Source organism: Mucilaginibacter sp. OAE612 (genome assembly GCF_041806395.1).
Lineage (GTDB): Bacteria > Bacteroidota > Bacteroidia > Sphingobacteriales > Sphingobacteriaceae > Mucilaginibacter > Mucilaginibacter rubeus.
The window spans coordinates 2,346,490-2,359,700 of sequence record NZ_JBGMUW010000001.1 but is presented as its reverse complement, the minus strand read 5'-3'; the positions used below and the strand labels follow the sequence as shown (position 1 = coordinate 2,359,700).

The window sequence follows — 13,211 nt, the reverse complement described above, 5'->3', positions numbered from 1 at the left end:
AAGAACCCCCGCCTCTCGGCGGGGGTTTCTTTTTATACAGGTGGCTTTAAAGTCGTAAGTCCTAAGTTCAAAGTCTTAAGTCGTCACGATAATGGTTTATAATCCTCCAAGTTAAGACCTGGGGCCTCAAGACTTCTGACTAAATACTTATCCCGTCCCCTACTTTATAAATTTCATGAAACTTGATTCCTTGCTTGTCAAAATGTTTTTTGTACGCGGCGTAACGCTGAAGTATGAAAAAATCTTTAGCAAACCCGTCGTGCACAGGCAAAATTTGCTTAGGATGCAGCTCATCGGCAAAGGCCGAAATTGTTGGTTCATTGGCAAATGGAGCCATCGAAACCATGATCAGCAACTCGATACCTTTAAAATTCAAAAGCTTCTCTTCCATCGAATCAACGGGGTGCAATACTTTGTTATTGATTAGGAAGCCCGTCATTTGAGGTAGCGGATTATCCATGATAAGTTCGTGCCTCACCGGGAAAGCCTGGAGTTTAAATGGCCCGGCTTTATGAGTTCCCTCTTCAAGCAATGTATATTTAAAATTGATTTTCTCCAGCTCCTTTCCTACCTGCGAATTAGTGACAACCGCTGCGCCGCTTAACTCTACAATACTTTTTAAGATATCTATATCGAAATGATCGGGGTGGATATGGGTGATCACAATAGTTTTTACATCAACAAACAATTGTGGTGTAACCAAACCTTCGGCAAATGAAAACTTTCCGGGGTCAAACAAGAGCTGATAGCCGTCTAATTCAAAAAGCAGGCATGAATGAAGGTATTTTGATATTTTCATAAGCGCGTAGGTTTATTTCCTAAAGATACACAGGAAAGACTTATGAAGTTTTAAAAAGTTGATCCCGATTGAAAAGCGGATATCACGCTCGGTGTTTGGACTCCAGGAATTTAGGGAGCGAATTATAAAAGCGCAAAGCCTTACTAAGTTAAAACGTTGCAAGTCTGGCTTTACAACAACTCCGTTGCCAAATTGGCCAGTTCGCTCCTCTCCCCTTTTTGCAGGGTGATGTGAGCATAAAGCGGATGCCCTTTCGCTTTATCTATTAAATACGACAGTCCGTTACTTTCAGCATCGAGATATGGGGTATCTATCTGATAAATATCACCAGTAAATACAAATTTGCTGTTTTCACCGGCCCTGGATATGATAGTTTTCACTTCGTGCGGGGTTAGATTCTGCGCTTCGTCAACAATAAAGAAAATTTTACTAAGCGTGCGCCCGCGAATAAAAGCCAGTGGAGCTATCGAGATTTTATCATTATTGACTAACTCATCAATTTTGGCCTGCATTTTTTCGTCGTCACCGAACTGATCCTTTATAAATTTTAGGTTATCCCATATTGGGGCCATATAAGGATCAATCTTTGATTTAATATCGCCAGGCAAAAAGCCTATGTCTTTATTGCTTAAAGGAACAATAGGGCGGGTAACAAAGATTTGACGATAATATTTGCGTTGCTCAAGTGCGCTGGCCAAAGCTAATAGCGTTTTACCCGTGCCGGCGTTTCCTTGTATAGTTACTAATTTTATATCCGGGTGCAATAACGCATGAATAGCAAAAGACTGCTCGATATTACGAGGGTGAATATTTAAAACAGGTTGCTCGGTAACTTTTTCAAGCTGCTTAGTTTGTGAATTGTAAAAACCTACAGTATCGCCTTTTTTTCCTTTTAATACATAAAAGTGATTGTTGGTGTACGAACCTATCTTTAAATTTTCGGCCGGTAAATTTTCATTTTTATTCAGGGTGGTGATCAGTTTTTCCGTCACCTTATCTACATCGGTTTTACCTGTATAAAGCTCCTCCAGGTTTTTGATCTTGCCCGTTTCATAATCTTCGGCATGCAGGTTAAGGGCTTTGGCTTTGAGGCGAAGGCAAATATCTTTTGATACCAACACTACCTTTTTGCCAGGATTTTCTTCCTGTAAGCCAAGGGCCGCGTTGAGGATACGGTGATCCGTTTTATCTGAACCAAAAATCTGCTCGGCATCCTGGCCGGTAGTTTTAGTATCCATTGCAACTTTAAAGCTGCCTTTAGTTTTACCGTTAAGCGGGATCCATTCGTTGATCAGTCCATTGTGCGACAGGTCATCCATCAACCGGATAAAGCTTCGGGCCTCAAAATTACGGGTATCATTACCGTTCTTTTTATTATCGAGCTCCTCCAATACCTGGATGGGTATGGCAACATCGTGCTCCTGAAAGTTTTGAAATGCGTTGTGATCATACAGGATCACAGAAGTATCTAAAACAAATATTTTCTTCTGGTTACGCTGACCGTCCTTCATATCCGCCTAAAATAACGATTTTAAGGCTTGAAGAAAAATTTCTCCTCAAACAAAAAACCTGCAAAAGCGAAAACGGGAGTCATCTCTTGCGATTTGAACTCCCGTTTCCAAACTGTTGTTTAACCGTAGTTGCCCAACAGCATCAAGTTTTGTGTATCTCTTACCGACATGATCTTCGTCCGTTGCTCTCACGAGCGGTCGACTATTTTCAATGTCACCGGTTTCTGTTGTTTCCCTCCGTAGAGTTCTTCTTCTTAATTCCGGTACCTCCTTTAATTGCTTTCTTTTTTCAAAAGACTTTCGCCTTCTTCATTTTTTCTTGCAACTCAGGGACTTCCCTTGATCTTTAGTTCCCCCGAAGGTTCACCCGATTCAATTTCTGTTTTCCTGAAAGGCTGTCAAAGTACGTCGTTCTTGATGATTTCAATATCGGGACATTACCGTGATTTGGCAAATATTTTTGATTGTTTTTATTAACAGGTTATTAACAATAAACCAACACTTATCAACATTAAATTCCAATCCTTCTCAAGTATAAATCAAGGTAATTAACTGAAATACAGGCTACATTATTAACATTGCCCTTTATTAACAAAATGCATGAAAAACCATTTGTATCGAAAAAGGAAAAACGCGTAAAATCATAAAAACGTTAAATTTTCTCTGTTAAATGCCGCCAATATCGCCTCGGAATATGACGCACATGAAGCCTGGTATTTTTGCGTGAAGCGATGTTTATGCTATTAAAATAATTCTTCCAAAGGTCTTGATAGACACCTTCATCCTCGCTATAAGCCGCAATTACATTAACCGGTTTACTTAACTCATCAAAATTCATTTCGATGAATTGCGTGTCATGAAGATCGTAGTACAGCCCATAATTTCTTTTAATATCATAGATCATCCATTTTTGATCGGTATAGCGGCTTTTAAAATGCTTAATCAACAATGGCAATACATTAAAATCAGGTTCGATGGCAGCATAAAAAGTACCATCATTTAGTTTTTGAAACCTAACAAAAGCTTCCATCCTGTGTTTTTCGCGCCGCACCATCTTTAAAATCTCCGATAGTCGCATCACATATCTATTCCCGTAATCTTCTTCAATATTTTGGTCGCTGTCAAAAACATGGCGGATAAAACCCAGCACATTGCAGTCTTCGCCGGCAATTTCGGCCATGTGACTAATGTAAAGGCGCTGCACCCCGGCAGCTGAAAGTTTTTTCCGCAATCCCTTTAATACCCGGCCGGCGCGCGCCTCGTCAGTAACAATAGGAATTACCTCTTCAAACAACGCACCGCTGCGCCACTCCCCTTTCAATAACTTTACAGGATAGAGTTTACGTTCGTAAATCTCGAACACGGCTGTAAGCAAGCCTTCAAACGATCCGTCATAAACCAGCGTGTTCATATTAAAACAGGTTAAGTTGGGTTTGTGTATTTTTAATGTACTTGCTTTGCGATTGGGCCATAATAAACTGTTTGATATTTTGGCCTGTTAAATCGCGCCGTTCAAATTCATTGCTTTTGCAGGTAATAAAGTACCGCGCGCGGTTAATGGCCACTCCTATTTTTTTTAGCTGTTCCCAGCCCAGCCCGGCAAATTTACGTGCAGCCACAATTTTTTGTGCCGATAACAAACCGATACCTGGCACCCGGAGGATCAGCTGCAAATCAGCCTTATTGATATCAATAGGAAAAGCCTGCATATTGCGGATTGCCCAGCTGAGTTTGGGATCAATATCCAGATCAAGTAACGGGTTTTGATTATTGACGATCTCGTTTACATGGAAACCATAAAAACGCATGAGCCAGTCGGCCTGATAAAGACGATTTTCGCGCACCAGTGGCACCGCAGTATTCAAAGCAGGCAGGCGTTGGTCGGCCAATACAGGTACATAACCCGAATAATACACCCGTTTTAAGTTAAAATTTCTATAGAAATAATTAGCCGATTGCAGCACCTGCTGATCGCTCTCAGGCGTGGCGCCAACAATTACCTGGGTACTTTGCCCTGCAGGTGCAAACATGGGGGCGTTTTTGAAAAGCTTTTTCTCTTCTGTGTTCCGGATGATCTCCCGGCTCAAAAAATGCATCGGGTCAATCATGTCCTGCCGGTTTTTATCAGGTGCAAGCAGTTTTAATCCAGCTTCTGTAGGCATTTCTAAATTCACACTGAGCCTGTCGGCATATAACCCGGCCTCCTGCATCAGCTCCGCACTTACACCGGGAATGGATTTTAAGTGAATGTATCCGTTAAAGTTATGCTCAGTTCGGAGTTTTTTAGCTACGTGCACTAATCGCTCCATGGTATAATCAGCATTTTTAAAAATACCAGAGCTTAAAAACAAGCCTTCAATGTAATTGCGGCGATAAAAGTTAATGGTAAGGTCAACTACTTCCTGTACCGTGAACGCGGCCCGTTTGATATCATTATTCTTCCGCGACACGCAATAAGCGCAATCAAAAATACAATGATTAGTAAGCAGAATCTTCAATAACGAAACACAACGCCCATCTTCCGTATAACTATGGCAAATTCCGTTACTGGCATTTCCCAAACCCTTGTCCTTATTTTTCCTGTTACTTCCGCTCGACGCACATGATACATCATATTTAGCCGCGTCGGCCAAAATATTAAGCTTTTCCGTTATCCTCCCTACATTCATATTAGCCAAAAATACTAATATTTTTAGTAATCAATTCAAATTGCGGGATAAATAAATGGGAAGGCTATTTTTTTGCTGTATGCCTCAACAACTTTTTCCTTCACGGCATTGATACCGCTTTTAGCACTATTGTTCATATTTAGTTCCAACACTGCGTGAGCATCTATAGCGAAAACTGGAACCGCCTGTACATTGTTGCGCAATTCAATATTTTTTTTTAAAAAAGCTCCGCAGCGACACAAATAAGCCAGATCAAGCGTTTTGGAGGCAATCAACGCAACAAACTTTAATGTATTTGCAACAAGCGCGAAGCGCTTTCAATGAACTCATAGTGTGCAATGTTCGAACCAATTAGTACATTGACCGGATTCACTAAAAATTATTTTCAATTCAAATCAACAAAATAAACACTATAGAAATTCATGACCGATGTTTATACAGAGAGAGTCAATAATATCTATCGTTAATACAAAAAAAGCGCTCCGTATCTCACCCCGGAGCGCTATTCAATGTTCCTACAAACACTGTTCAACTAAACTCAGATCTCTACAATCTAAGATTCATACTGTTCAATAACGTATGCTATAAAAGCAAGTGTACAGAAAACAGGGGCAATAATCGCCCATATATCATAATATTTACAATTCAACAGAAAAATAAATTTGAAATTCAAACAAAAATCAACTCCGACTTATTTTTTCACAACAAATACTACTATTTCTTATATGAAACATGACAATATCAATCAACAGAATGGTATTTAATATAACATCATAAGCATAGTTTCGATGTAAGCTCATACGGAAACAAGCAGTTGCAGGCAACTCGAAAAAAGAAAACTAGGGAGTTATTTAGCAGTTAGCCTTGGGCGGCTGTTTGGGTGTTTTTATAGAGCGGGTGGTTTCAAACTCAAAACTGTACGCATCAGCTGATGTAAGCTTTGTTTCAAAAACCCTGAAATCAATGGATTGAAATGACTGGGCAATCAATACATCTGCAAAGGAGATGCCTACATAAGGTACATGTTCTTTTTGAGGTACGGGTATACCTTTTACCGGCGCTGCATGCAATACATTATCCGCATTAAAACGCGTTTCCGCATAAGTAGGGATACATTTTAAGTATAATTTCTTACTTGTAACCCGCATTTGTATGTAATTATATGCCTGCTCTCCAAACTGGATCTGCCCCCTTATATTCTCATAATGCTTCCAGTCATGAATGCCCGGAAGGTTTACAGGGATAGCTATTTCTTTCAGATCGTGAATATCATACAAGCCTTTTGATGCCTGCTCATTATAAAAATTCTCCGTCCGCCATGACAGATATTGATGCATAATCAGCGATCCGCCCGAACCATAGGTGTGCACGATCAACAACAATATGGCAACAAGTTTCTTCAAAGGCAGTATAGTTTGATATCTGTAAATATAGAAAACCTGCAACATTTATGCAACAATTCACAAAACTATTTATTAAATTATTACAGGTATTTTTAAACAAAAACACTCTTTTGTCTATTATTAAAATTTATATCTTCAGCTTTCCCGTATTGGTTAGCAAAATAAATGGCGCAACCGGATTCCATCCCGGCTTAACCCCCTGCTGATTAATAAAACCCGTAGAATAATTACCGAGCAGGATATCCGGTTTACCATCTTTATTAAAATCGCCCACATCCATGCAGATCCATCGCCCTTCATGCTCAATCGGTAAATTATGCGGCATAAAATGCAGCGGACTGTCTTGCTCAAAATACGTAAAGCCTTCTGCAGGGTTATTTTTCAAATCTGAAAAAAAGGCGATCACCGCAATATCCTGCAAGCCATCTCCATTGAAATCAGTCGCTACTGCTTTTGTAGCACCGTTAACCGGGAAGAAATAAGCCTTTTTGTATTTAAAATCACCCTGATTCAGGAAAATGTAAACACCGTGAAACGGTTTCAACACACGGGAATAATCGCTGTTATCGCCACTTGTATACAGGATATCCAGCTTTCCGTCTCTATTGAAATCAACCAGCTGAAAACTGCTCGACCCGTAAAATGGCGGGAACCGCAACAAATTGCGTGTTGTAAAACCACCTTTGTGATCATTCAGAAACAACCAGATCCCTTCGTCGGCCTGGGAAAACAAGCAGGCTACATCCGGCCATCCGTCATGATCAAAATCGCCTGTTACTGCCTGCTCAGCTCCTGGTATTGAGCTAACAACATGCTTTTCAAATTTTTTATCGGGCAGCTGCGTGTATAAATACAAGCCTCCTGTGTTATGGCCAAACCCGCATACTACAAAATCATCCAATCCATCTTTGTCAAAATCGGCGGTTAATGATTGAACAGGTCGAGGCAAACCGTTTGTTATTTCTTCATCCTGCCAGGTCCCATTATCATTGAATGTAATATCAGTCAAAAAGCCGTTGAACACATCAACTGCATCCATCGATCCGATAAAAGTAAACAAGCCATGTTCTTTGCCCGTTGCATCTTTTTCAAAACGGGCATCAACAGCAGGCGAGCTATACCGGTGCGCCGAAAGCTGAACCAGTTTATCAGACCATTGGTAGATACTGCTGCTGTTACGGTCGCTGGTATAAACCTTACGCTCAATAGTATCAAAGACAATCATTGTGGTTGTGGCATCGAGGGGTTTGTAACCGCTGGGCTTTTCCAAACTAAAAACACCCCAATCTTTAACCGGCTTAACAGGTTGCTGTGCCGGCTTAAGTGCCTTCGGTGCCGATTTGCTATAATAATCTACTATTTTCAGCCACTCATCATATGACAAAGCCGATTTTGCTGATGGATTGTTCACATACTGATCATCATCATAAACCTGTATCCCAAGCCGGGGCGCCATTGCAGGCAATACATGTTTAACCCATGTTTCTTTATCAAGAAATTGCGCTTCCGGGTACTCATGACAACTTTTGCAGTATTTTAATGATAGCGACTTACCATCGTTTTTTGCCAGGTCGCCCTCGGTTGCCGGCTCTCCGCAGTTAAACTGCATAAAGCATACTACAGCACCAATCAAAAATACACAAAACGATAACCGGCGTTTTCTCAGATCCATTTAAGCTTGCTTATACCTTACCACAATATTAAAATACAAGAAAGAGGCAGCAACAAGCACACCTCTTTCTCGCTAAAAACAGAATGATTGAAATTAATATTTAGGATTTTGCTTTAAAATAGAAGTTCCGCCTATTTTTTCAAGATCTATCTGAGCTTGCGGTATCGGATAAACCTCGTTTTTTCCAGTTGTAAAATGAGCACCTGTAACATCGGTAATCACTTTACCATCAAAAGCAAAGTATACTCCCAAAGCTGCTTGTGCTATCCCCCAGCGCGAAAGGTCAAAGAAACGATGTCCTTCCATGGCCAGTTCCAGCTTACGCTCAAAATAGATTGCTTTTAAAGCGACATCCTTACCTGTAAAAAAGCCCGCAGGATATTGACTTACTACATAGTTAGCCGCCGGGGTGGTGGTATAACCGCCCATAGGATTCGCCGCATCTTTATAAGTGTATACAAAACTGGCTGGGTTAGCCGCACGTGCACGCACCTTGTTTACATAACTTAAACCCAAATCACCTGTTCCTAATTGTGCTTTTGCTTCGGCAGCCATCAGCAGCACATCTGCAAAACGGATTACATTAACCTGGTTTGCATTACCCGGGGCCCATGAATGACTGTCGGCATACGTGCCCTTGGTAGCCTGGTAATAAACGTTCTTTTTAGGCGAATACGGACCTGCCGAACTTTGTTCACGGATCCAGTTCATACCCGGATGGTTACCCCAATCAAGATAAGGGATACCACGACGACCAACAGTCCAATCCAAACGCGGATCAAGGTTACCGGCATCCAGTGTAAATGATTTATCTGATGCAATGTTCATATCATTTGCAACCGGATGTGAATTATAATCGTCAAGATATGGCAAACCGGCGGCGTTAGTCCTGAATGAGTTAGCAAGATCTAAAGTAGGCTGAAAAAATCCGCAGCAACCGAACGGGCTGTTGTACGGATAATTCAACATATCACCATTGTTGGCCTCACCAATGGTATTGGTACCATCATTTGCCGCTTGCTGGATAGCAAACACCGTTTCCTTGTTGTTTTTGGTAGCAGCGTTGAAGTTATCAAAATAATTATCAGTTAATCCGTACGCTACGCCCTGCGAGTTAGTCCCCCCGTTGATCACCTCGGTAAATATCTTATCGGCATTGGTATAATCTTTTTGATACAGATACGTTTTCGCCAGGTACGCACCTGCTGCCCATTTATTTACACGTCCCTTTTGTGCTTGCGTGCCGGGTAAATTAGCATAAGCATATTTAAAATCATCAACTATTTTAGGCCAGATATCTTTGTCGTTAGGTTGTACATAGTTGGTTGTCGTTTCGTCAATATAGGGCACATTGGCAAACATCTTTTTCAAATCAAAATAGTAATGCGCGCGCAAAAAACGAGCCTGGGCTATAATATTGGTTTTATCGGCATCAGCAATCCCGCTTGCTCCCGCAGCTGCCTTTAACACGTTGTTGGCGCGGCTTATACCCTCGTAATCGGCCTTCCATTTACTGTTTAAAAATCCATTACTGGCATCAACAGTAAATGTAGCAATAGAGTTAATAGCCGGCTGATCGATACCAGAACTGCCTTTATGCGCATCGCCTCCGGCAACGCTGCCGTAAATCCAGTTATCCGGCGATACCTCCCAGGCACTACCACCACCTAAACCGGCATTATTTCCGTTACCTCCCTGCCCGTCAAGTGCAGAATAAGCTCCTATAAGCAACCCGTCAACGCCGGCTTTTGTAGTAATTTGCGCTGAGCTAAGCGCACCTATAGCCGGCTGATCAAGATATGCCTTTTTACATGAACCCTGTAAAATACCAGCAGCAATTAATGCTAATACTGATACACGTTGTATATTTTTCATAATGATTTCTCTATTTAAAATTTAGCCTGAACACCTAATAAATATGTACGATTTGGAGAATAGTTACCACGGTCAACACCAAAGTTTGTGCTGCTGTTGGTGTTACTGGTGGTACCTCCGCCAACAATCTCCGGATCAACTCCTGAGTATTTAGTTATGGTAATTAGATTTGCGCCTGATAAGTATACACGCAAGCTGCTCAAACCAATTGATTTGATGATTTTAGGAGCAAACTTGTAGCCTATTTGCATGTTTTTCAGTCTCAGGTATGAGCCGTTCTCAACATAAAAAGAGTTAGGAACCGTGTTGGTACTAAATGAGCCATCAATTTCCTGGATAGGAGCCTTGGCATTGGTGTTTGACGGTGTCCAAGAATCATATAAAGCATTTTTGCTTTTTGCGCCGGCAAAGTTGGCGTAAAAATCTGTCCACCACCTCACGTCATTCCAGATCTTGTTGCCGTATGATCCGTACCAGAACATATTAAGATCGAAGTTTTTATAGCTAAAATCAAGGTTTAAGCCACCTGTGAATTTAGGGTTAGGATTACCCAATAAGGTACGATCGTCGGCAGTAATTTTTCCGTCGCCGTTTATATCTGCGTATTTGAAACGGCCAACTGCGGCATCGTTCTGATAAGTTCCGCCAGCAGCCGTATTTGCGGCGTCAATTTCAGCTTTCGAATCCCAGAAACCGTCAGTTTTATAACCAAAGAAACCGCCAACCGGACCACCTACGCTGTTTCTAATAATTGAGCTGCCATTAAATCGGCCAGAGTTTTGCTCAAAGTAGGTTTGTCCGAGAGTTACTTGCTTAATAACGTTGTGATAAGTTGTAAACGTTAAGGCGGCATTCATTTTCAGATCGTGGGTTATATTGGTGTGGGTACCAATTGTAATATCCAAACCGGTATTATTCATTGCACCTACGTTGCTGTACGGTGCAGTTGCCGAACCGGCAGTACCAGGAAGTGCAGGATTAAATAACAGATCAGTGATGATCTTTTTATAATAATCAGCAGAGATGTCCAACTTTTGACCAAAGAATGAACCATCAAAACCAACGTTGAAGTTTTTATCTTTTTCCCACTTGGCGTCAGGGTTACCTATACGGTTTTGAGCGAAACCGGCAACCGTACTTGTAGAGGTACCGTTAATATCGTAGTAGGAGTTTGTTTTGTTACTACCAAATGTAGTAAAAGCGTTTGCAGGGTCAACGTTGATCTGGTTACCCATAATACCATAACCACCCCTTATTTTCAAATCGTTAATCCACGATACACCTTTCAGAAAATCCTCCTGCGATATACGCCAGCCCGCGCTAACGGCCGGGAACCATCCATATTGGAAAGACTTGAACCTTGACGAACCGTCACGACGGATGGTAGCATTCAACAGATATTTGTCGGCAAAAGTGTAATCCAAACGGGCAAGCAGTGAAAATATCTTATCGCGTGTTAGTGTGCTGTAAGCAGTTGGTGTACCGGTACCTGTAGATATGGTGGTATAATCCTTATCAAATGTAAAGTAACCGGTATTGGTTGCGCCTAAGGTTTCGTACCTGTTTTTATAAGCTTCGGTACCTGCCAATACTTTGATATCATGTTTCCCAATTGTTTGGTGATAAGTTAAAGTATTTGTCCAGGTATAGTTATATCCGTTAAATGAGTTTTCCGAATATGAATTGGTCGAGTTGTTTTCAGAGTTCTCATATTCCGGGAAGGTAAAGCTATGATTATAGTCTGAATAATACTCACCACCAAACTGCGTACGTAAAGTGAAGTACCTCAGGAAATCCACCTCGGCAAATGCATTACCAAACAACCTGTTAAATGCACCGTAGTTATTTTTAGTACGATCCATAATGGCTACCGGGTTACGTGCATTACCTAAGTTGGCAGTATTTGAACCTGCGTAGTTGCCTTTAATGTCATAAACCGGAATAATAGGCTGCTCGCGGAATGACATGCCGATAGCCGACCCCTCATCATTTTCGTTGATCAGCGGGTTTTCAGTTAATGAATATGACAAGTTCTCACCTATCCTGATATGTTTGGTTACATTGTAGCTTGTATTAGCCCTTACGGTGTAACGCTTATCATAGGTATTTTTCAAGGTACCCCTTTGGTTAAAGTAATTCAATGAAAACAAATAAGTAGCGGCATCAGTGCTTCCGCTCATAGCCAGGTTATGGCTTTGAATCGGCGCCGATTTAAATATCTTGTGGTACCAATCAGTACCGCCCTTGTTTGCTCGTGTAATACGATAAAAACCCGACGCATCGCCTGACGTATAAAACGGGTTCACATTGTATTTAGCAGGATCAACAGCAGGATCACCATCATGTACTCCAGCTGGGCCTACGCCACCTGCACTGATATAATCAGGCAAAACATCACCATTAGCGCCGTAAAGGTTGCTGCTAAGGTCAACAGGAATATTTTTAAGTGCTGCGGTATTTTTTATAGCGAGGGCTCTTAATTGCATCATCTCGGTTGGATTGAGCAAATGGAACACATTACCGCCTTTCGGCACCTGTGTACCATAGTAGGCATCGTAGGAAACGTTGGTTTTTCCGTTACCTTTTTTGGTAGTGATTACGATTACACCGTTTGACGCCCTTGCACCGTAAATAGATGCCGAGCTCGCATCCTTAAGTACCTGCATGCTTGCCACGTCATTGGGGTTAATATCGCTTACGTTGGTTGTTGGTACACCGTCAACCACGTAAAGCGGCTGGTTATTGCCAAACGTGTTAGCACCACGGATTTTTACAGAAGGATTTTCACCCGGTTGCCCTGAAGCGATAACGGTAACACCGGCCGCCTGACCTTGCAGCTGGCTTTCAACCGATGAAACCGGCTGACGGGTCAGTGCAGCAACGTCGACAACGGCTACAGCACCCACCAGGTCTTTTTTACGTTGTGAGCCGTAACCTGTAACCACCACTTCATTAAGTGCATTGCTGCCCGCAGTAAGCGTTATCCTTAAATTAGGATCGGTCCCTACGGTAACTTCTGTTGTTTGATATCCAATATAAGATATCACTAATACATTGCCTGGTTTTAAGCTGAGTGTAAACTCGCCGTTAACATCGGTCACCGCACCTGTCGTTGATCCTTTGAGCCTGATAGAAGCACCAACAACCGGCTGCTTGTCATCGCTGCCGATAACCTTTCCTTTGTACTTTGTTTGGGCCATAACTACCACCGAGGATATCAGACAGCACAACAGTACAGCCAGAAACCTCCCTCTGAGAAGTAAATTTTTAAGCATGATTTTA

The 13,211-nt window shown here is 41.7% G+C and carries 9 protein-coding genes; all 9 read right to left on the bottom strand.

Annotated features, from left to right (window positions below; all coding sequences use genetic code 11):
• Nucleotides 1–139: 139 nt before the first annotated feature.
• The 9 genes from ABID99_RS09855 to ABID99_RS09815 all read right to left on the bottom strand — a co-directional run bounded on the left by ABID99_RS09855 (nucleotide 140) and on the right by ABID99_RS09815 (nucleotide 13,204).
• The gene (locus tag ABID99_RS09855) at nucleotides 140–799 is read right to left on the bottom strand and encodes an MBL fold metallo-hydrolase (protein WP_090526022.1); all 660 of its coding nucleotides are present in this window, start codon (nucleotides 797–799) and stop codon (nucleotides 140–142) included.
• Nucleotides 800–969: 170 nt separating this feature from the next.
• Nucleotides 970–2,310: a PhoH family protein gene (locus ABID99_RS09850; protein ID WP_090526023.1), complete on the bottom strand. Its 1,341-nt coding sequence runs from the start codon at nucleotides 2,308–2,310 to the stop codon at nucleotides 970–972.
• A 652-nt stretch (nucleotides 2,311–2,962) separates the two neighbouring features.
• Nucleotides 2,963–3,721: a TIGR03915 family putative DNA repair protein gene (locus tag ABID99_RS09845; RefSeq protein ID WP_176627078.1), complete on the bottom strand. Its 759-nt coding sequence runs from the start codon at nucleotides 3,719–3,721 to the stop codon at nucleotides 2,963–2,965.
• A gap of 1 nt (nucleotide 3,722) precedes the next feature.
• Complete coding sequence (locus ABID99_RS09840; RefSeq protein ID WP_373613594.1) at nucleotides 3,723–4,979, bottom strand: putative DNA modification/repair radical SAM protein; 1,257 nt, start codon at nucleotides 4,977–4,979, stop codon at nucleotides 3,723–3,725.
• Between the two features lie 35 nt (nucleotides 4,980–5,014).
• On the bottom strand, nucleotides 5,015–5,254 hold the full coding sequence (locus ABID99_RS09835) for a hypothetical protein (protein ID WP_373613593.1): 240 nt from the start codon (nucleotides 5,252–5,254) through the stop codon (nucleotides 5,015–5,017).
• 576 nt (nucleotides 5,255–5,830) lie between these two features.
• Nucleotides 5,831–6,382 carry a hypothetical protein gene (locus ABID99_RS09830; protein WP_188832355.1) on the bottom strand — a complete coding sequence of 184 codons (552 nt, stop codon included), beginning with the start codon at nucleotides 6,380–6,382 and terminating at the stop codon, nucleotides 5,831–5,833.
• Nucleotides 6,383–6,509: 127 nt separating this feature from the next.
• Nucleotides 6,510–8,054, bottom strand: a complete 1,545-nt coding sequence (locus tag ABID99_RS09825) for an FG-GAP repeat domain-containing protein (protein WP_373613592.1) — start codon at nucleotides 8,052–8,054, stop codon at nucleotides 6,510–6,512.
• A gap of 93 nt (nucleotides 8,055–8,147) precedes the next feature.
• Nucleotides 8,148–9,929: a RagB/SusD family nutrient uptake outer membrane protein gene (locus ABID99_RS09820; protein WP_373613591.1), complete on the bottom strand. Its 1,782-nt coding sequence runs from the start codon at nucleotides 9,927–9,929 to the stop codon at nucleotides 8,148–8,150.
• A gap of 14 nt (nucleotides 9,930–9,943) precedes the next feature.
• Entirely contained in the window at nucleotides 9,944–13,204 is a 3,261-nt protein-coding gene (locus tag ABID99_RS09815) for a TonB-dependent receptor (RefSeq protein ID WP_090526030.1), read from the bottom strand.
• Between the last annotated feature and the right edge of the window lie 7 nt (nucleotides 13,205–13,211).